17 protein-coding genes are annotated in these 20,452 nt (G+C 71.9%); 16 read left to right on the forward strand and 1 reads right to left on the reverse strand.

From position 1 onward, the window contains the following. Nucleotides 1-40: 40 nt before the first annotated feature. Entirely contained in the window at nt 41-1,372 is a 1,332-nt protein-coding gene (locus tag RT054_RS09525) for an FAD/NAD(P)-binding oxidoreductase (protein WP_313023304.1), read from the reverse strand. Nucleotides 1,373-1,680: 308 nt separating this feature from the next. On the opposite strand from RT054_RS09525, the gene menD reads away from it, so the two are divergent. The 16 genes from menD to nuoK all read left to right on the forward strand — a co-directional run bounded on the left by menD (nt 1,681) and on the right by nuoK (nt 20,353). Beyond that, nucleotides 1,681-3,933, forward strand: coding sequence for a 2-succinyl-5-enolpyruvyl-6-hydroxy-3-cyclohexene-1-carboxylic-acid synthase (menD, locus tag RT054_RS09530; protein WP_313023305.1), 2,253 nt, complete (start codon nt 1,681-1,683; stop codon nt 3,931-3,933). A gap of 111 nt (nt 3,934-4,044) precedes the next feature. Beyond that, nucleotides 4,045-5,415 carry a GNAT family N-acetyltransferase gene (locus RT054_RS09535; RefSeq protein WP_313023354.1) on the forward strand — a complete coding sequence of 457 codons (1,371 nt, stop codon included), beginning with the start codon at nt 4,045-4,047 and terminating at the stop codon, nt 5,413-5,415. Nucleotides 5,416-5,572: 157 nt separating this feature from the next. Then, entirely contained in the window at nt 5,573-6,838 is a 1,266-nt protein-coding gene (locus tag RT054_RS09540) for an isochorismate synthase (RefSeq protein WP_313023306.1), read from the forward strand. A 195-nt stretch (nt 6,839-7,033) separates the two neighbouring features. Beyond that, nucleotides 7,034-7,723: a demethylmenaquinone methyltransferase gene (locus tag RT054_RS09545; RefSeq protein ID WP_313023307.1), complete on the forward strand. Its 690-nt coding sequence runs from the start codon at nt 7,034-7,036 to the stop codon at nt 7,721-7,723. A 126-nt stretch (nt 7,724-7,849) separates the two neighbouring features. Beyond that, the gene (locus RT054_RS09550) at nt 7,850-9,148 is read left to right on the forward strand and encodes a geranylgeranyl reductase family protein (RefSeq protein WP_313023308.1); all 1,299 of its coding nucleotides are present in this window, start codon (nt 7,850-7,852) and stop codon (nt 9,146-9,148) included. A gap of 116 nt (nt 9,149-9,264) precedes the next feature. Next, nucleotides 9,265-9,633 carry an NADH-quinone oxidoreductase subunit A gene (locus RT054_RS09555; RefSeq protein WP_312719312.1) on the forward strand — a complete coding sequence of 123 codons (369 nt, stop codon included), beginning with the start codon at nt 9,265-9,267 and terminating at the stop codon, nt 9,631-9,633. Between the two features lies 1 nt (nt 9,634). After that, nucleotides 9,635-10,207 (forward strand): NADH-quinone oxidoreductase subunit B family protein, encoded by a 573-nt coding sequence (locus tag RT054_RS09560; RefSeq protein WP_313023309.1) that lies wholly within the window; start codon nt 9,635-9,637, stop codon nt 10,205-10,207. After that, the gene (locus tag RT054_RS09565) at nt 10,204-10,971 is read left to right on the forward strand and encodes an NADH-quinone oxidoreductase subunit C (protein WP_396837256.1); all 768 of its coding nucleotides are present in this window, start codon (nt 10,204-10,206) and stop codon (nt 10,969-10,971) included. Before RT054_RS09560 ends, RT054_RS09565 begins: the two co-directional genes overlap by 4 nt. Continuing rightward, on the forward strand, nt 10,971-12,365 hold the full coding sequence (locus RT054_RS09570) for an NADH-quinone oxidoreductase subunit D (RefSeq protein WP_313023310.1): 1,395 nt from the start codon (nt 10,971-10,973) through the stop codon (nt 12,363-12,365). Before RT054_RS09565 ends, RT054_RS09570 begins: the two co-directional genes overlap by 1 nt. 79 nt (nt 12,366-12,444) lie before the next feature. Beyond that, nucleotides 12,445-13,275 (forward strand): NADH-quinone oxidoreductase subunit NuoE, encoded by an 831-nt coding sequence (gene nuoE, locus RT054_RS09575; RefSeq protein ID WP_312722161.1) that lies wholly within the window; start codon nt 12,445-12,447, stop codon nt 13,273-13,275. Between the two features lie 34 nt (nt 13,276-13,309). After that, a complete protein-coding gene (nuoF, locus tag RT054_RS09580; protein WP_313023312.1) occupies nt 13,310-14,620 on the forward strand; it encodes an NADH-quinone oxidoreductase subunit NuoF in 1,311 nt (436 codons plus the stop codon). Continuing rightward, on the forward strand, nt 14,617-17,109 hold the full coding sequence (locus RT054_RS09585) for an NADH-quinone oxidoreductase subunit G (RefSeq protein WP_313023314.1): 2,493 nt from the start codon (nt 14,617-14,619) through the stop codon (nt 17,107-17,109). The genes nuoF and RT054_RS09585 overlap by 4 nt, the downstream gene beginning before the upstream one ends. Further along, nucleotides 17,106-18,500: an NADH-quinone oxidoreductase subunit NuoH gene (nuoH, locus tag RT054_RS09590; protein ID WP_313023316.1), complete on the forward strand. Its 1,395-nt coding sequence runs from the start codon at nt 17,106-17,108 to the stop codon at nt 18,498-18,500. The genes RT054_RS09585 and nuoH overlap by 4 nt, the downstream gene beginning before the upstream one ends. Continuing rightward, the gene (gene nuoI / locus RT054_RS09595; RefSeq protein ID WP_312722169.1) at nt 18,493-19,293 is read left to right on the forward strand and encodes an NADH-quinone oxidoreductase subunit NuoI; all 801 of its coding nucleotides are present in this window, start codon (nt 18,493-18,495) and stop codon (nt 19,291-19,293) included. The genes nuoH and nuoI overlap by 8 nt, the downstream gene beginning before the upstream one ends. After that, nucleotides 19,290-20,057 (forward strand): NADH-quinone oxidoreductase subunit J, encoded by a 768-nt coding sequence (locus tag RT054_RS09600; RefSeq protein WP_313023319.1) that lies wholly within the window; start codon nt 19,290-19,292, stop codon nt 20,055-20,057. Before nuoI ends, RT054_RS09600 begins: the two co-directional genes overlap by 4 nt. Further along, nucleotides 20,054-20,353: an NADH-quinone oxidoreductase subunit NuoK gene (nuoK, locus tag RT054_RS09605; RefSeq protein WP_312722173.1), complete on the forward strand. Its 300-nt coding sequence runs from the start codon at nt 20,054-20,056 to the stop codon at nt 20,351-20,353. Before RT054_RS09600 ends, nuoK begins: the two co-directional genes overlap by 4 nt. Nucleotides 20,354-20,452 lie beyond the last annotated feature (99 nt).

Here is a 20,452-nt window from a genome sequence, read left to right on the forward strand (position 1 = left end):
CGCTGCCCCGGAGGCGCGGTGGCGACCTCATATCTCGTGATCAGAGGCTGCGACCGGCGGGCTCGGTGTCCTCGTGCGGGTCGAGGCCCTTGCCCCGCAGCAGGCGGTACCAGTAGACCGGCGGCTGGACGACGAGATCGAAGAACATCAGCGCCCTCAGCGGCCTGGCGAGGGAGAACGCCGAGAACGTGCGGTACTCGTGGCCGTCGCGCAGGCGCTCGGCGAGCATCAGGCGTCGGCGGTCGAGGGGGATCGGTGCGACCGTGTATCCGTCGTAGTGGAGGAAGGTCGCGCCGGAACGACGCGCGAAGATGTTGTGGGCGAGCACCGGCACCTGCGGCCGCAGACCACCGCCGGAACTCGGGGTCTCGAGCGTCGCGGCGTCGCCGAGTGCCCACAGGCCGGGGTGGTCGCGGTGCTCCAGCGTGCTGGGGTCGTTGGCGACGAGCGTCGTGTCGGGGTCGGTGAGACCGGACTCGACGAGCCAGGCGTGGCCCCGGTGCGGAGGCGCCAGGTGCATCGCGTCGTAGGGCAGGTCGAGGTGGCCGCCGCCCGCGACGGCGATACGCGCGAGGCGGTCGTCGGGGTCGATGCTCTCGATGCGCGCCGACGTGTGCAGCCGCACGCCGAGCCGACGGAGTTCGTCGCGGAGGCGGTCGTCGGCGCGGTCGAGACCGAACGGCTGCGCGTCCTCGAGGACGAGCGTGATGTCGATGTCGTCGAGGCATCCGGTGCGCCGCCAGTGGTCGGCCGCGAGGAACAACGGCTTGAGACCGACGCCCGGGCACGGGGTGTTGCGGTTGGAGACGAGGAACAGCGCCCGACCGCGGCGAAGGTCCCGCAGCACGGCCCAGGTGTGCGGCGCCAGCTCGGCGGTGTAGTTCGTCGAGCCGTAGGCCGAACGGCAGGCCTCCCGGGAGCCCGGGATCGCGTCCCAGTCGACGACGGTGCCCGGACACAGCACGAGGTCGACGGCGCCGATGACCTCGCCTCCGGCCGTGACGACCGTGTGGTGGTCCGGGTCCGCGTCCACCCGGGTGCGGGGGTCGGAGGCGGCATCGGCGGGGGTGGCGGCGGCGCCGGTGGTCCCGGAGGCACGGGGGACGACGCGGGTCACCGCATCGCGGATCCAGTCGCAGCCTCGGGGGATGAGTGAGGACTGCGGGCGGGTCGGGCGGTCGGGGTGCGCCATGCCCGCACCGACGTAGGACAGGAGCGGGCGGTACACGTGGGTGTCCTCGGGCGCGACGACCGCGATGGTGCGCCGCGCGTCCTGGCTCCGCAGGAAGGCCGCCAGGGAGATGCCCGCGTTGCCGCCGCCGACCACGACCACGTCGTAGGCCTGCGGTCTGTCCTCGCGTACGCCGGTCATCGCTGCTCCCTCGCTCGCGGCCTTCGGCCGTGGGTGTGTGCCTCGTCCGAGGCGGATGATGCGATCCCTGCGCCTCGATCCTAGGGCGCCGGGCCACGTCGCGCCCCCGGTGGAGGCCCTGTGCCGGCAACCACCGCATCGGCGACGACCCACGACGACCTGCCGCGTCGATGACCGCCGCGACGTCGATCTGCGCCTCCGCCGACCATGGCGACGGTGACCGGCACCGGCGACGATCGGCGGACATCCGGCCGTCTCTCGTCGGCGTCGGTGGCGCCCCGCGGCGCCCGTGTTGTCAGAATCGGGGGATGAACCCCCAGCAGGCGCTCGCCGGTGTCGTCGTCGACGAACTCGTCCGTCTCGGCGTCCGTGAGGTCGTCCTCGCGCCGGGGTCGCGGTCGGCGCCACTCGCGTACGCGCTGCACGACGCGGAGACCGCCGGGCGGGTCCGCGTGCACGTCCGTGTGGACGAGCGTTCGGCCGCATTCCTCGCCCTCGGTCTGGCCAAGGGGACCGGGATGCCCGCGCCGGTGGTGACCACGTCGGGAACGGCCGTCGCGAACCTCATGCCGGCGGTGCTCGAGGCGCACGAGGCCGGCGTGCCGATGCTCCTGCTCACCGCCGACCGGCCGCCGGAGCTCCGCGGCACCCGCGCCAACCAGACCACCGACCAGATCGGGTTCTTCTTCCGGTTCACGCGGTGGTCGCACGACCTCGGCGTGCCCGAGGCGCGGGTCGGGGCGCAGGCCGCATGGCGCACCGCCGTCGATCGGGCGGTGGCGGCGGCGACCGGTGCCCTCGGCGGCGACGCCGGCCCCGTGCACCTCAACGTGCCGCTCCGTGACCCCCTCGTCCCCGACGCCGCCGGCGGCACACTCGTCGGCGACGTCGCACGCCGGGAGGATCGGGGGACCCGAGCCGACGACGACGCTGCGCGCACCACCACCGCCACCGCCGGTGAGGCGGAAGGTGCGGCCGGAGGCGATTCATCTGCCGACCCGCCGGTCGTCGGGGAGGTCGTCGTCTCCGGGGTGCCGGGCGAGGCGGAGCGGGGGCGTCCGGGAGGTGCGTGGCCGGAGTCGCTCGACGGTCGTGCCGACGGCGGCCCCTGGACCCGGACCGACCCCCGTGCGCCGTCGTGGGGATCGCCGCCGCTGCGGCCGGAACCCCGGACCCTCGTCGTGCTCGGGGACGCCCCGCGGTATCTGGTCGACGACGCGATGGCGTGGGCGGCCCGCGCGGGGCATCCGGTGATCGGCGAGCCGTTCGGGCCGTCGGGCCCGTCGGTGGCGGAGCGTGCGCGCGGCGCGCACGGCGTCCGGCTCGAAGCCACCGGCGGAGCGGCGCAGGGCGGACGCCTCCCTCACGGGGTGCGCCTCGCCGCCCGTGTCGCGGAGGATGACGCGCTGCGGCCGGCGAGGATCGTCGTCGTCGGTCGACTCACGTTGTCGCGCAGCCTTGCCCGCCTCCTCCGGATCGAGGGGGTCCGGGTCGACCTGGTCACCGCCGACACCCGGTGGCCCGATCCCGGTCACGTCGTCCACGCGGTCCACGACCCCGGTGCACTTCGACAGCCGCCGACCGCCGAGGGCGTCGCCGACCCGACGGAGCGGGGAGCGCCGTCAGCCGCCGGAGCGTTCGACGAGCCCACGGCGCCCGCCGTCCATGGACTCGCCCACGTCGCCCCGAGGGGCCGCACGACCGCAGAGCCGGTGGACGAGGCGTTTCGGCGCGCCTGGGTGACCGCCTCGGCGGAGGAGTCGGCGTCCCTGCGGGCTCGACTCGACGACCCCCGCACGGGCGGCACCTCCGCGGGCAGCACCCACGCATCCGGCACCGACGCGGACGCCGCTCTCGTGGGCAGCCCTCGCGCAGGCCGCCCCGATGTCGGCGAGACCCACGCGCTCGGCACCGACGGGGGCGGTGTCAACGTGGTCGGCACCGCCGCGGACGGCCCCCCTGCGCCCGCCGCGCCCATCCACGAAGAGAGCCTCGCGTGGCCGAGCGGGCCTGCGCTGGCGGACGCGATGCTCACCGCGCTCCCCGAGCGATCTCGGCTGTTCCTCGGGTCGAGCAACGGAGTGCGACACGTCGACCTCGTGCGGGGCCTGCGTGGCGGGGACTGCGCGGAGGTCCTCGCGAGCCGGGGCCTCGCGGGCATCGACGGATGCGTCTCCACCGCGGCGGGTCTCGCTCTCGCCGACGACCGACCCACGTACGCGCTGCTCGGTGATCTCACGTTCCTCCACGACACGAACGGGCTGCTCATCGGCCCCGGAGAGCCGGTGCCGGACCTCACGATCGTCGTGGGCAACGACGACGGCGGCGCCATCTTCGGCGACCTCGAGTACGGGCAGGTCGACCGCCGCGAGAGGCACCCCGGGGTCTTCGAGCGCATGTTCCGCACCTCGACCGGCACCGACCTCGCCCCGTTGTGCGCCGCCCACGGCGTGCGACACGTCCGCGCCGAGACGCCCGAGGCCCTCACGGCCCAGGTGTCGCGGGTCCCGCGGGGTCTCACCGTCGTCGAGGTCCGGCTCCCCACGCCGATCCGGCGCTGACGCGCCGCGCCTTGCCGGACTGGGACCGCACGACGGCGCCCGGGGCCCTCGTCCTGCGGAAAGTCATTTGCCGCGGCGCGTGTGGCTGACGAGGCTGGGGCCGTGATCACGATGCGCCTCGCCACTCCCGACGACACGACGTCGGTCTTCGACCTCGACATGCTCGCGTTCGTGGGCGATCCGAGCCAGGTGTCGCCCGAGCAGGCGACCTCCGGCCTCGACGACGGCCGGACGTTCCTCGCCGAGCATCCCGACCTCCCGGGGGAGCTCGCAGGGGTGTACTCCTCCTACGACCTGCAGGTCCGGGTGCCCGGAACCCCCGCGCGGGGGACGTCCCTCGTGCCGATGAACGGGCTCACCTGGGTCGCCGTGCACCCTGACGTGAGGCGTCGCGGGGTGCTCAGCGCGATGATCCGGCATCACCTGGAGCAGGCCCGCGAACATGGCGAGGCGATGCTCGCGCTGCACGCCTCGGAGCCGGGGATCTACGGCAGGTTCGGGTACGGCGTCGCCAGCCACGACGTCGAATACACGCTCGCCCGTGGGACGCGGTTCGCGGCACCCCCGGTCGTGGCCGCGGAGGCCGACGGCACCGGCACCCGCCTCCTGCGCGACCTCGACGACGACGACGTCGCGGCCCGCCTGCGCGGGATCGAGCTCGACGCACCGACGCTCGGGACCGTCGTCTGCCCGCCGCGTTTCTGGCGCCGGCTCGTGCGGGACGTCCCGACGTTGCGCCCGGGCGCGGAGCCGTATCGCGCATTCGTCGCGACGCGTGACGGGCGCGACGTCGGGATGGCGGTGTTCAGTCGGTCACGCAGATGGGAGGCCGGTGCGGCGGACGGCACGGTCACCGTCCACCGGCTCGTGGCGAGCGACGCGGGCGCACTGCTCGCCCTCGGCCGACGTCTCGTCGACATGGACCTCATGTCCTCGGTCCGACTCCCGGGCCGGGGCCTCGACGACCCGCTCCTCGCCTGGGCCGGCGGCCCCCGCGAGCGTCGCCTCCGCGTCGGGGACGCCCTGTGGCTTCGGCCCGTCGACGTCGGGCGGATGCTCGAGGCCCGCGGTTACGCCTCGCCCCTCGACGTGCGCCTCGGCGTCACCGACCCTCTCGACGAGCACAACTGCGGCACCTGGCACCTGCGCGTCGGTGAGGACGGCACGGCGACGTGCGAACGCCTCTCCGCCCCCTCCGACGCGGGGCGCGCCGGGGTGCGGCCTCCCGAGTACGCGACCACCCAGCCCGCGACCGCCCAGCCCGCGACCGCCGTGGACGCAGCCGAGCAGGACGGTGACCTCGAGGTGACCGCCGACGTCAGCCTCGACGTCGGCCTGCTCGGGGAGATGTTCCTCGGCCTCACAGGCGCGCGCGCCCTCGCCGAGCAAGGTCGGCTCGTCGAGCACACCGCCGGCGCGGTGGCGGCGATGACCCGGGCCTTCGCCACCGGCGTGGCCCCGATCGGCGGTTCGTCCTTCTGACCCGCCTCACCCCCGCGGCCCCATCCCTCGGCGCATGACGTCATCGGTCCTGGGGCTCGGGCGCGGGCTCGGAGTGGGGAGGTGAGGGTGGGGAGGGGCGTCACGGGGCGGGGTAGGGTGCTCGGTTGTGACCTCGCCTGCTTCCCCTCGTCTCGTCGTGCGAACGCGTGAGGTGGGCGACGTCCCCGATCTCCTCCACCGCCTGCCTGCGGACGTGCCCGGGCGCGAGGTGATGTCGTGGGTCCGAGGCGGGGACGGGCTCGTCGGGTGGGGTCGGGCCGCTGGGATCGCGACCTGTGGCGCCTCCCGGTTCTCCGACGCCGAGGTCTGGTGGCGCGACACCGTCGCCGAGGCCGAGGTGCACGACGAGGTCGGTCTCGTCGGCACCGGACCCGTCGCGTTCGGCACGTTCGCCTATTCGGTCGACTCCCACGAGGAGTCGATGTTGGTCGTGCCCCGGGTCGTGCTCGGACGCCGCGACGGCCGAAGCTTCGTCACGACGACGTCGTGGTCGACCTCCCCGGTGTCGGACGCGCAGGTGCCCGACCCCCAGCCGGACCCGGCCTTCCCCGGTGTCGTGAGCTTCGCCGACGGGGCGCTTCCGGGCCCGACCTACCAGAGCGCCGTCGCCGAGGCCGTGCGCCGCATCGGCGGCGGCGACCTCGACAAGGTCGTCCTCGCCCGCGACCTGCTCGCCGAGGCCGAGTTCCCGATCGATCCCCGGTTCCTCCTGCGGCGCCTCGCCGAGTCCTACGCCAACACATGGGTGTTCGCCGTCGACGGCATGATCGGCGCCACCCCGGAGATGCTCGTCCGCCTCGAACGCGGCCTCGTCACCTCCCGCATCCTCGCCGGCACGATCCGGCGCACCGGCGACGACGACCGCGACCTCGCCCTCGCCGCGTCGCTCGCCCGCTCGAGCAAGGACCTCGAGGAACACGAGTACGCCGTGCGCTCCGTCGCCGACGTGATCGCCCGGTTCTGCACGAGCGTCAACACCCCCGAATCGCCCTTCGTGTTGCACCTGCCCAACGTCATGCACCTCGCCACCGACGTCGCGGGGCGGCTCACCAACGGCGGATCGGTGCTCTCGCTCGCGCAGGCCCTGCACCCCTCGGCCGCGGTGTGCGGTACCCCCAAGCCCGCGGCCGAGGCCGTCATCACCGAACTCGAGCACATGGACCGCGGCCGCTACGCCGGACCCGTGGGGTGGATCGACGCGCGCGGGGACGGCGAATGGGGGATCGCCCTGCGCAGCGGCGCGCTCGACACCGACGAGCGTCGCATGCGGCTCTTCGCCGGATGCGGGATCGTCGCGGGGTCGGACCCGTCCTCCGAACTCGCCGAGTCCGACGCCAAGCTCGTGCCCATGCGGACCGCACTCGCGGGGGCCGAACGGCTCGCCGGGGCCGAACGGCGGTAGACCGACGGATGAGGCCGTGGCGGCCACACCCACGTCGACCCGGGGTCGACGCCGTCGGTGCCGCCGTCCCGGCACCAGGAGAACGACGACGGAGAATCACACGCCCCCCGCGAGACCGCGGCCCGGACGCCGACGGACGCAGGACCGTTCCGCGGCCGGTCTGCGGGCCTCACGGCGGGTGAGAGGATGGGAGACATGATGCGTGCAGGCCTGGACAAGCAACCCTCGGACGTCGCCCGGATGTTCGACGCGGTCGCCGCCCGCTACGACCTCACGAACGACGTGCTGACCGGTGGTCTCGTGCGCTCCTGGCGCAGGACCGTCACGGAGGCCGTCGCGGCCGGTCCCGGCGACGTCGTCCTCGACATCGCCGCCGGCACCGGCACGAGCAGCGTGCCGTTCCGCGAGGCGGGCGCCCACGTCATCCCCGCCGACTTCTCCCTCGGCATGCTCCGCGAGGGCCGACGCCGCTACCCCGAGCTCGACTTCGTCGCCGCCGACGCCACGTCCCTGCCCCTCGCCGACGACTCCGTCGACGTCGTGACGATGTCCTACGGACTGCGCAACGTGCGCGACCACGCCTCGGCGCTCCGGGAGTTCCGCCGCGTCACGCGCCCGGGGGGACGCCTCGTCGTCTGCGAGTTCAGCGCGCCCGTGCAGCCGTGGTTCCGCGAGGTCTACACCCGCTACCTCATGGGGTCGCTCCCGGCGATCGCCCGCGCGGTGAGCTCGGACCCGGAGTCCTACGTCTACCTCGCCGAGTCCATCCGCGACTGGCCCGCCCAGGAGGGACTCGCGACGACGATGGGGCGTGCCGGCTGGCGGGGCGTGGAGTGGCGCAACCTGCTCGGCGGCATCGTCGCGATCCATCGCGCGTACGCCTGACCGGCACCGTCGAGGCCGAGACGTCGCGATTCGCCCCCGCGACGAAGCGACGAGGGCCGGGGCGATGGAGAACGACACGAGTCGACGACACGAGTCGACACGGACACCACGACGAGACGGAGAGACGTGCAGACCCACACCGCCGACGCGATCGTCGTCGGCGCCGGCCCCGCCGGTGCCACCGCGGCGGCCTACCTCGCCGATGCCGGGCTCGACGTCGCGCTGCTGGAGAAGGCGACGTTCCCACGGGACAAGATCTGCGGTGACGGTCTCACCCCGCGCGCGGTGCGCGAGCTCGTGAGCCTCGGGGTGCCACACCCGGAGTCGGAGGGGTGGATCCGCAACCGGGGGCTGCGTCTCATCGGCGGCGGGCACCTCGTCGAGATCGACTGGCCGGACGTCGCCGAATACCCCCCGTACGGACTCGCGATGCCCCGCACGGGCTTCGACCACGTCCTCGCCCGGCACGCGGAGTCCCGTGGCGCAGCGCTCGTCCAGGGCGCGTCGGTCACGGGCCCGGTGCACGACGCGGGGGGACGCGTGTGCGGCGTCGAGGTCAAGCACGTCGACGGCCGCGGTCGCGCGACGGGGGAGCGGAGCACGTGGCGTGCCCCGGTCGTCCTCGCCGCGGACGGCAACAGCGCGCGTCTCGCCGTCGCCGAGGGGCGCACGCGCCGCGAGGACCGCCCGATGGGCGTCGGGGTGCGCACGTACTACACGACTCCGCGCAGCGACGACGACTACATGGAGTCGTGGATGGAGCTGTGGGTCGACAAGGACCCCCGGGACCCGGGCGCGGGTCGCATCCTCCTGCCCGGGTACGGCTGGATCTTCGCCCTCGGCGACGGGACGAGCAACGTCGGGCTCGGGATCCTCGACACCTCACCGGCGTTCGGCACCGTCGACTACAAGGACGTGCTGCGCCGGTGGGTCGCGACCCTCCCGCCGGAATGGACCTTCGACGAGGAGCACCGCGCCGGCGACCTGCGCGGGGCCGCGCTGCCGATGGCACTCGGCCGCGTGCCCCACTACGCCGACGGGCTCCTCCTGCTCGGGGACGCCGGCGGCATGATCAGCCCGTTCAACGGCGAGGGCATCGCCCACGCGATGGAGGCCGCCCGCCTCGCCGCCGAGCTCGTCGCGCAGGCCCACGTGCGGGGCGACGCCGCCGCGCGCGACCGGGTCCTCGCCCGTTACCCGTCCGCGGTGCAGGACGAGATGGGTGGCTACTTCCGCCTCGGGTCCGTGTTCGCCTCCCTCATCGGACACCCCGAGGTCATGCGTCTGGCCGTGCGATACGGTCTGCCCCGGCGCACGCTCATGCGCTTCCTCGTCAAGATCATGGCCGGTCTCGCCGAGCCTCACGGCGGGGGGATCGACGATCGGGTCATCTCGACACTGGCGCGCCTGACCCCTTCGGCATGAGCGGCCGTGAGATTGCCTAGACTGTCGGGGACGTCACCGGTCCGCGTGCCCGGGACGTGCATTCGGGAGACCGAGCAGGAACGCCGCACCACCTACCGAAAGGGGAGCTCGTCGCCATGACCAGCCCCTACGTGCCGATCCTCATCTTCTTCGCCTGTGGGATCGGCTTCGCCGCACTGTCCGTGCTCGTCCTCGGACTCCTCCTCGGGCCCAGGCGCTACAACGCGGCCAAGAACATGGCCTACGAGTGCGGCATCCAGCCCTCGCCCCGGGCCGATCAGGGTGGTCGCTTCCCGGTCAAGTACGCCAACACGGCCATGCTGTTCATCATCTTCGACATCGAGGCACTGTTCCTGCTGCCCTTCGCGGTGATGTTCGACCAGGTCGGGCTCTACGGGCTCCTCGCGATGACGCTCTTCCTCGTCAACGCGTTCTTCATCGCCGACGCCTACGTGTGGCGTCGGGGCGGATTGGATTGGGACTGACATGACGAACGCCGAACACGCCTTCAGCCCCGAGGCGCTGCCCTCGGGTGTGATGACGGCCAAGATCAACGAGCTCGCCGGATTCCTCCTCAAGACCTCGGTCTGGCCGGCCACGTTCGGTCTGGCCTGCTGCGCGATCGAGATGATGGTCACGGTCTCGCCCGACACCGACATCGCCCGCTTCGGCATGGAGCGCTTCTGCGCCACGCCGCGCCAGGCCGACCTCATGATCGTCGCCGGCCGCGTGAGCCAGAAGATGGCCCCGGTCGTGCGCCAGGTCTACGACCAGATGCCCGAGCCCAAGTGGGTCGTCTCGATGGGCGTCTGCGCGAGCTCCGGTGGCATGTTCAACAACTACGCGATCGTGCAGGGCGTGGACCACATCGTGCCCGTCGACGTCTATCTCCCGGGCTGTCCACCGAGACCGCAGATGCTCGTCAACGCGTTCCTCAAGCTCCACGAGCAGATCCAGAAGTCCCCGCACGTCACCGACCGCGCGGCCGTCGCGCGTGAGGTGGAGCGGGCCGCGATGTCCGAGACTCCGCTCATCGAGATGAAGGGGCTGCTGGCGTGACCGACAAGAGCGCGAACCCGGGTTCCGCCGCGGACCAGGAGCCGAGCCAGGGCACCGGCGGCGCGGGTCTGCCCGCCGCCCCCGGCACGCACCCCGACCCCATCGTCGCCGGCGAACGCCACGGCATGTTCGGTGCGACCCGAGGCCAGGACACCACCGGCTACGGCGGCCTCGTCACCCGCACCCTGTTCCCCGGCGCCTCGGTGCGTCCCTACGGCTCCTACTTCGACGAGATCGCCGACGAGCTCGAGGCGGCTCTCGCCCGTCGTGGCGGCGTGACCATCGACAAGGCCGTGCCGATGGTGGTCATCGACCGCGGCGAGATGACGATGCACGTCGCTCGCGAGCACCTCGTCGCCGTCTGCTGGGCGCTGCGCGACGAGCCGACGCTCCGGTTCGAGATGTTCTCCGGCGTCTCCGGAGTGCACTACCCCCAGATGGAGGGGGAGGAGCTGCACGCGGTCTACCACCTGCTCTCGGTCACCCATGGCAGCCGCCGTCTGCGGCTCGAGGTGGCCTGCAGCGAGGAGGATCCGCACATCCCCTCGGTCGTCGAGTGCTATCCCGGCGCCAACTGGCACGAGCGTGAGACCTGGGACTTCTTCGGCATCATCTTCGACGGGCACCCCGCGCTCACGCGGATCCTCATGCCCGACGACTGGCCGGGACACCCCCAGCGCAAGGACTACCCCCTCGGCGGTATCCCGGTGGAGTACAAGGGCGCCACCGTGCCGCCGCCGGACCAGCGGAGGGCCTACAACTGATGAGCACCCACACCGACCACTCCCGCTCCGGCGGCGCCACCACCTCCGGGCATGCCGTCCCGGGGCCCTCGGCCACCGAGGGCGGTCAGGCGAGCGACGAGGCGCTGCGGTCGTTCACGACGACCGGTGGCGACTTCGAGGCCATCGCCGCGGAGGCCATCGAGCACAGCGACGAACGCATCGTCGTCAACATGGGCCCCCAGCACCCCTCCACCCACGGGGTGCTCCGCCTCATCCTCGAACTCGACGGCGAGCACGTCACCGAGGGCCGCGCCGGCATCGGCTACCTGCACACCGGCATCGAGAAGAACATGGAGTACCGCACCTGGACCCAGGGCGTGACGTTCTGCACCCGCATGGACTACCTCACGCCGATGTTCCAGGAGGCCGCCTACTGCATGGGCATCGAGAAGCTCCTCGGCATCACCGACGAGATCCCCGAGCGTGCCCAGGTCATCCGCGTGCTCATGATGGAGCTCACCCGCATGAGCTCCCACCTCATCTGCCTCGGCACCGGCAACATGGAGCTCGGCGCCACCACGGTGTTCACCACCGCCGCCCAGCAGCGTGAGCGCATCTTCCGCTTCATCGAGGCCGTCACCGGTCTGCGCATGAACAACGCCTACATCCGCCCCGGCGGTGTGGCCCAGGACCTGCCCGCGGGGTGGAAGGACCTCCTCGACGAGCAGCTGCCGCTGCTGCGCAAGGGCGTCAAGCAGATGGAGGCGCTCGTCCTCGAGAACCCCATCGCCAAGGGTCGCCTCGTCGACGTGGGGCACCTCGACCTCACCGGCTGCATGGCGCTCGGCATCACCGGTCCCATGCTTCGCGCGACGGGGTTCCCCCACGACCTGCGCAAGTCCGACCCCTACAGCGGGTACGAGACGTACGAGTTCGACGTCTGCACGTGGGACACCCCGGACGCCTACGGCCGACTCCGGGTGCGGTTCAACGAGATCTGGCAGTCGCTGCGCATCGTCGAGCAGTGCATCGAGCGCCTCGCGAGCGGCTCCGGCCCGGTCATGCACCCCGACCCCAAGATCGGGTGGCCGGCCCAGCTCGCCATCGGCGGCGACGGCATGGGCAACAGCCTCGACCACATCCGCCACATCATGGGCACCTCGATGGAGGCGCTCATCCACCACTTCAAGCTCGTCACCGAGGGTTTCCGCGTCCCGCCGGGCCAGGCCTACCAGGCGGTCGAGTCCGCCAAGGGTGAGCTCGCGTGCCACGTCGTCTCCGACGGCGGGACCCGCCCCTACCGGGCCCACTTCAAGGACCCCTCGTTCCACAACCTCCAGGCGGTCGCGGCCGTCGTCGAGGGTGGCAACGTCGCCGACGTCGTCGTCGCCGTCGCCTCCATCGACCCCGTGATGGGTGGTGTGGACCGGTGAGTGCGCCCGACCGGTGTCGGCGCCCCGGCTCGCGGGGTCGCGGGCCGGCTACCCACGCAGGACAGTTCGAGGAGATCCGATGAGCGGGCACGGTAACCGCCCCAACTACGGCACGGAGCCGGCGCGGCCCACCCAGCCGTACACCGCAGAGCAGCTCGCGCAGCTGCGGGAGGACGCGGCGCAGGTCGTCGGCCGCTACCCCGACAAGCGGTCGGCGCTCCTGCCGCTGCTCCACCTCGTGCAGAGCGTGGACGGGTACATCTCCCCGCGGGGCATCGACTTCTGCGCCGAGGTCATCGGGGTGCCCGCCGCGCAGGTCAGCGGCGTCGCGACGTTCTACACGCAGTACAAGCGGTTCCCCAACGGCGACTACACCGTCGGTGTCTGCACCAACACGCTGTGCGCGGTGATGGGCGGCGATGCCATCTGGCAGGCCGTGAGCGACCACCTCGGCATCGGCCACGACGAGACGACCTCCGACGGTCGCATCACCCTCGAGCGTGTCGAGTGCAACGCGGCGTGCGACTACGCCCCCGTCGTCATGGCGAACTGGGAGTTCTTCGACAACCAGACGCCGGAGACGACGATCGCGCTCGTCGACGCCCTGCGCGCCGGTGAGGACGTCCGCCCCACGCGGGGCGCCGACAAGGTCCACACGTTCACCGAGGTCTCCCGCGTGCTCGCCGGGTTCCCCGACGGCCACGTCCACGAGGGCCCCGGAGCCGGGCCCGCGTCGCTGCGGGGTCTGCGCCTCGCCCACGAGAAAGGGTGGACGGCGCCCCCGTCCGAGCAGCAGGAGCGCACGCGCTCCGAGGACACCTCCGAGGGACTGGCCCGCGGCCGCTACAGCTCGCAGGACACCCCGGCCAACGCCCCGAACGAGAAGCCCGGCGACGGGAAGGTCGACTGATGAACCGCCGTCAGGCGCCGAAGGGAGTGCGCTCATGACCGAGCTGACACCGATCCTCACGAACCCGTGGGGCGAGGAGCGCTCGTGGACCCTCGAGACCTACGAGCGGTTCGAGGGCTATCAGGCCCTTCGCAAGGCCCTGTCCACGCCCGCCGCCGATCTCGTCCAGATGGCGAAGTCCTCCGGCCTGCGCGGTCGCGGTGGCGCCGGGTTCCCCACGGGCATGAAGTGGGGCTTCCTGCCGGAGCCGGACGGCGGCCCCCGCTATCTCGTCGTCAACGCGGACGAGTCCGAGCCCGGGACCTGCAAGGACATCCCGCTGCTCATGGCGAGCCCGCAGTTCCTCGTCGAGGGCATGATCATCACGAGCTACGCGATCGGCTGCAACCACGCGTTCGTGTACGTGCGCGGTGAGGTCGTCCACGTGTACCGCCGCCTCATGGAGGCCGTCCGCGAGGCCTACGCGGCCGGGTACCTGGGCAAGGACATCCTCGGCAGCGGCTTCGACCTCGACATCACCGTTCACGCGGGCGCCGGCGCCTACATCTGTGGCGAGGAGACCGCGTTGCTCGACTCCCTCGAGGGCCGACGCGGCCAGCCACGCCTCAAGCCGCCGTTCCCGGCCGTCGCCGGCCTGTACGCCCGGCCGACCGTCGTCAACAACGTCGAGTCCATCGCCTCGGTGCCGCCGATCATCCTGCACGGCGCAGACTGGTTCGGCGGCATGGGCACCGAGAAGTCCAAGGGCTTCGGCATCTTCAGCCTCTCGGGCCACGTCGAGCGCCCCGGACAGTACGAGGCGCCCCTCGGCATCACCCTGCGCGAGCTCCTCGACATGGCGGGCGGCATCCGGGCGGGTCACCGCCTCAAGTTCTGGACGCCCGGCGGCTCCTCGACCCCGCTGTTCACCGACGAGCACCTCGACGTCCCCCTCGACTTCGAGTCCGTGGCGGCGAACGGCTCGATGCTCGGCACCCGTGCGCTCCAGATCTTCGACGAGACCGTCTCGGTCGTCCGCGCGGTCTCGCGGTGGATCGACTTCTACGCCCACGAGTCCTGCGGCAAGTGCACGCCCTGCCGCGAGGGCACGTACTGGTTGCGGGAGATCCTCACCCGCCTCGAACGAGGCCAGGGACGTCCGGGCGACATCGACAAGCTCGACGACATCGCGAGCAACATCCTCGGCCGGTCGTTCTGCGCGTTGGGCGACGGCGCCACCAGCCCGGTGAGCTCCGGCATCAAGTACTTCCGTGCAGAGTTCGAGCAGGCGATGACCACCCCGGTGGACGTGTCGTTCCCGCCGCAGAACTCGGTGCTGTTCGCGAAGGAGAGCGTGACCTCATGACCGTGCCGACCAGCCCCGCGTCGGGTGCCAACCCGACCTCCCAGGGTGGCGACGCGCAGGTGCCGCCGCCCGTGGAGATGGTCGAGGCGATGATCGACGGCATCTCGGTGAGCGTGCCCAAGGGCACGCTGATCATCCGCGCCGCCGAGCAGATCGGCATCGAGATCCCGCGCTTCTGCGACCACCCGCTCCTCGAGCCCGCCGGCGCGTGCCGCCAGTGCCTCGTCGACGTGAGCATGCCCGGGCGCGACGGCTCGCTGTCGAAGATGCCCAAGCCGCAGGCGTCCTGCACGATGACCGTCACCCCCGGCATGCAGGTGGAGACCCACCTCACCTCCGCGGTCGCCGAGAAGGCCCAGCGCGGGGTGATGGAGTTCCTCCTCATCAACCACCCGCTCGACTGCCCGGTCTGCGACAAGGGCGGCGAGTGCCCCCTGCAGAACCAGGCCCTCAGCCACGGCCAGGGCGAGACCCGGTTCACCGACGTCAAGCGCACCTACCCCAAGCCGGTCAACGTCTCCACCCAGGTCCTCCTCGACCGCGAGCGCTGCGTCCTCTGCCAGCGATGCACGCGCTTCTCCGACCAGGTGGCGGGCGACGCGTTCATCTCCCTCACCGAGCGTGGCGCGAACAGCCAGATCGGCATCTTCCAGGAGAAGCCGTTCCAGTCCTACTTCTCCGGCAACACCGTGCAGATCTGCCCGGTCGGGGCCCTCACGAGCGCGACGTACCGGTTCCGGTCCCGCCCCTTCGACCTCGTCTCCACCCCCGGTGTGTGCGAGCACTGCTCGGCCGGGTGCCACCAGCGCACCGACCACCGTCGCGGCACCGTCCTGCGCCGCATGGTGACGAACACCCCCGAGGTCAACGAGGAGTGGAACTGCGACAAGGGCCGGTGGGCGTTCGCCTACCAGAACCAGCCCGACCGGTACGCCTCCCCGCTGGTCCGCGAGGCCGACGGCACCCTGCGGGTGGCGTCCTGGCCCGAGGCCCTCGACGTCGCCGCCCGCGGCCTCACCCGTGCCCGTGGGAACGGGGGGGTCGGGGTGCTCACCGGTGGTCGTCTCACCGCCGAGGACGCCTACGCCTACGCCAAGTTCGCGCGTGTCGCCCTCGGCACGAACGACATCGACTTCCGCGCCCGCCCGCACTCGGAGGAGGAGGCGGCCTTCCTCGCCTCCCACGTCGTCGCCACCTCCCCGGAGACCGGTGCGGTGACCTACGCCGACCTCGAATCGGCGCCCTCGGTCCTCCTCGTCGGCTTCGAGCCCGAGGAGGAGGTGCCGATGATCTTCCTGCGGCTGCGCAAGGCCGCCCGCAAGAACAAGACGAAGATCTTCTCCATCGCGCCGTTCGCGAGCACCGGGCTCGTCAAGCTCATGGGCACGCTCGTGCAGGCCGCGCCCGGCACCGAGGCCGCGCTGCTGTCGGCCATCGGCGAGGACCGGGCCGAACTGGCGACGGTCTCCGAGGCGCTGACCGGTGAGGCGATCATCCTCGTCGGGGAACGCCTCGCCTCCACCCCGGGTGCCCTCTCGGCCGCGGCGGCCCTCGCCTCGCGCACCGGCGCGCGCCTCGCCTGGGTGCCGCGTCGTGCCGGTGAGCGTGGTGCGCTCGAGGCCGGTGCGTTGGGCTCGCTGCTGCCGGGTGGACGCCCACTGGCCGACGAGGGCGCCCGCGCCGACGTCGCCGCCGCGTGGGGTCTGACATCCCTGCCCGGCCGTGCCGGTCGCGACGGCAACCGCATCGTCGCCGACGCGGCGAGCGGTGCGCTGCCGGGCCTGCTCGTCGGTGGTGTCGAGCCGGGTGACCTGCCCGACCCCGACCTCGTGCACGAGGCCCTGCGCCGCGCGTTCGTCGTCTCCCTCGACATCCGCGCCGGTGAGATGACCGAGTACGCCGACGTCGTGCTCCCCGTCGCCACCCACGACGAGCGCTCCGGCGCCTTCGTCGACTGGGAGGGTCGTCTCGGGGAGTTCGGGCAGGCGCTCAAGAGCCACGCGATGTCCGACCACCGGGTCCTCGACCTCGTCGCCGGCGAGATGGGGGAGTACCTGGGGACGGCGAACATCGCCGTGACCCGAGCCGAGATGCACCGCCTCGGTGCGTTCTCGGGCTCGCGCCCCTCCGCGCCGACCGTCGCCCCCACGGGACTGTCCGCGCTGCGTGAGGGCGAGGCCGTCCTCGCCACCTGGCATCACCTGCTCGACGCCGGTGTCATGCAGGACGGCGAACCGTTCCTCGCCGGCACCTCCAAGCCTGCCGTCGCGCGTCTGTCGCCCGCCACGGCCGCCGAGGTCGGCGTCGTCGACGGTGCCCCGCTCACCGTGTCCACCCAGCACGGCGCCATCACCCTGCCGGTGGTGCTCACGCCCATGGTCGACCGGGTGGTCTGGCTGCCCACGAACTCGCCCCGGTCACGGGTGCGCGCCGGTCTCGGCGCGGTCGCCGGTGACGTCGTCACGCTCTCCAAGGGTGGTGCCGCATGACCTCCGTCCTCGCGTTCGCCGGCGTCCCGGTCCTCACGGGATCGGTGCAGGCCCTGTCCGGGCCGGTGGCCGACTTCTCCGATACCCCACTGTGGCTGTCGACGGTCAAGGCCCTCCTCGTGTTCATCTACCTGTTGCTCCAGGTCGTCGTCGTCATCTGGTTCGAACGACGCTTCGTCGGGTTCATGCAGCAGCGTCCCGGGCCCAACCGCTTCGGGCCGTGGGGCATCCTCCAGACCCTCGCCGACGGCTTCAAGCTCATGTGGAAGGAGGCCGTGCGGCCCGCGAACGCCGACCGGTTCACCTACACGCTCGCGCCGATCATCGCCGGGTCCACCGCGTTCATCTCGTTCTCGGTCATCCCGCTCGGCGGGCAGGTGAACATGTTCGGGCACTCGACACCGCTGCAGGTGACCGACAGCCCCGTGGCCGTGCTCATCGTGCTCGCGGCCGCCGGCGTCGGAGCCTACGGCTTCGTGCTCGCCGGCTGGTCCTCCGGTTCGACCTACCCGCTGCTCGGTGGCCTCCGCTCCACCGCTCAGGTGATCTCCTACGAGATCGCGATGGGGTTGTCGCTGGTGGCCGTGTTCCTCTTCGCGGGGTCGATGTCGACCTCCACGATCGTCGAGGCCCAGCGCGGGTTGTGGTTCGTCATCCCCGCGTTCTTCAGTTTCCTCGTCTACCTCGTCTGCATGGTCGGCGAGACCAACCGTCTGCCGTTCGACCTCGCCGAGGGCGAGGGTGAGCTCGTCGGTGGTTACCACACCGAGTACTCCGGCATGTGGTTCGGCATGTTCTTCCTCGGCGAGTACGTCAACATGTTCACCGTCTCCGCGCTGGCCAGCACGTTGTTCCTCGGCGGGTGGCACTCCCCGATCCCCGGGTTCCTCGACGACGGCTGGTGGGGCCTCCTCTGGCTGACCCTCAAGATGTGGATCTTCATGTGGGGATTCGTGTGGCTCCGCGGCACCCTGCCCCGCACCCGCTACGACCAGTTCATGGCCTTCGGATGGAAGTTCCTCATCCCCGCCACGATCGTCTGGGTCCTCGCCGTCGCGTTCATGCACGGTGCGCGCCTCGGCTTCTTCGGCCCCCACAGCTTCATCGCGACGCTCGCCGTCGTTCTCGTCGTCGCCGTCCTCGCGCTCGGCGCGGCCATGAAGTGGGACGCGGCCCAACAGGCCAAGCGGCGTCCCGTCGAGATCCCCGAGGAGATCGACCCCTACGCCGGTGGATACCCTGTTCCGCCGATGCCCGGCCAGCGGCTCGTCGAGCCGCGCCGCGACCACGCCCTCACCGGCACGGTCCGCTCGGCGGAGCCCGCGCGCCCAGACGGCGGGTCCGACGCCACCCCCGACGCCACCACCCACGAGGAGGGCCACCGTGGCTGAGTCCACCCCGACCCCGGAGGAGAACCCCCGCTCCGAGGTCGCCCGTCGCGAACGTGCCGACGCGCCGTCGGTCTACGGGCCGGAGCAGCAGGCCGCCGAGAGCAGCGGTGGGTTCCTGTCCGACCTCCTTGCTCCCGTCGCGGGCTTCGGCGTCTCCTTCACCAACCAGTTCCGCAAGCGGCCGACCGAGGAGTACCCCGAGGAGAAGCGGCCCACGCAGCCGCGCTACCACGGGCGTCACCAGCTCAACCGCCACCCCGACGGTCTGGAGAAGTGCGTCGGGTGCGAGCTGTGCGCCTGGGCGTGTCCCGCCGACGCGATCCTCGTCGAGGGCGCCGACAACGACGACACCCCGCTCGAGCAGGGCGGCACCGGCCGCTTCTCCCCGGGCGAGCGGTACGGCCGCGTCTACCAGATCAACTACCTCCGCTGCATCTTCTGCGGCCTGTGCATCGAGGCGTGCCCCACCCGCGCGCTCACGATGACGAACTTCTACGAACTCGCCGACCACCGCCGCGAGGACCTCATCTTCGAGAAGGACCAGCTCCTCGCGCCGCTGTCCGAGGGCATGGTCTCCCCGCCGCACCCGATGGTCGACGGCATGGAGGAGCGCGACTACTACCAGGGCAAGGTCGCCAAGGCCACGCCCGAGCAGGAGGAGTTCGCCCGCCGTCGCGGCACGGAGGACACCGAACCCGGCGCCTCCGCCCCCAGCGGTGGGCCCGACCCCAAGGACGTGCGCACCAAGCCCCGCGATGAGGGCGGTCTGACGGAAGGCGGTACCCGGCGATGACCGGAACGGGAGAGGCGGTCCTCTTCTGGATCGCGGCACCTCTCATGGTGCTCGGGGCCCTTGGCCTCGCGTTCAGCAGGCGTGCGGTCTACGCCGCCCTGTCGATGGTGATGGTGATGATCCTGCTCGGGGTCGTGTACGTCGCCCAGGGCGCCGAGTTCCTCGGCATCGTGCAGATCTTCGTCTACTCCGGCGCCGTGATGATGCTGTTCATCTTCGTCGTCATGATGGTCGGCGTCGACGCCTCCGAGACCCGCCTCGAGACGATGCGGGCCCACCGGTGGGTGTCGGTCCTCGTGGGTCTCGGCCTGATGCTGCTGCTCGGCAGCACCCTCGGCGGGGTCGCCTACCGGGGTGGCGTCCCGCTCGACCAGCTCAACGCGGGAGGCAACGTCGTCCTCCTCGGCCAGATGATCTTCGGTCCCTACATGGCCGCGTTCCAGCTCATCGGCGCCCTCCTCGTCGTCGCCGCGGTCGCCGCCATGGTGCTCGCCCACCGCGAACGGCTGCTGCCCAAGCCCGACCAGCGGGCCTGGAGCCGCCGCCGCATCGCCGAGAACAAGAACGTCGCCGGCCTCCCGGCGCCCGGTGTCTACGCCCGGCACAACGCCGTCGACACCCCCGCGCTGCTGCCCGACGGCACGCCGAGCGAGCTGTCGGTCTCGCGCATCCTCGTCGCGCGCGACCAGCTCTCCCGGCCCACGACGTTCAGTGAGGCGACCACGGAGATGGAGCACGAACTCGAGGAGGGCAGCCAGCGATGAGCCTGTCGAACTACCTCTACCTCGGCATCGTCCTCTTCTCCCTCGGCGCGACGATCGTCCTCCTGCGCCGCAACGCCCTCATCGTCTTCATGGGCATCGAGCTCATGCTCAACGCCGTCAGCCTCATGATCGTCACCTTCGGACGCATGAACGGCACGATCGAGGGTCAGGTCATCGCGCTCTTCGTGCTCGCGGTCGCCGCGGCCGAGGTCGTCGTCGGGCTCGCGATCATCATGACCATCTTCCGCACCCGCCGCTCGGCCTCGGTCGACGACGCCAACCTGCTCAAGCTGTAAGGAGCGCACAGAGTGAACCCCACCCTCCTCACCGGTGCGCTGCAGCCCGTGAGCCTGGCCGCGGCGGACATCGCCCACCAGCAGCCGGCCTCGGGAGTG

This window comes from Mobilicoccus sp., assembly GCF_032060985.1.
Lineage (GTDB): Bacteria > Actinomycetota > Actinomycetes > Actinomycetales > Dermatophilaceae > Mobilicoccus.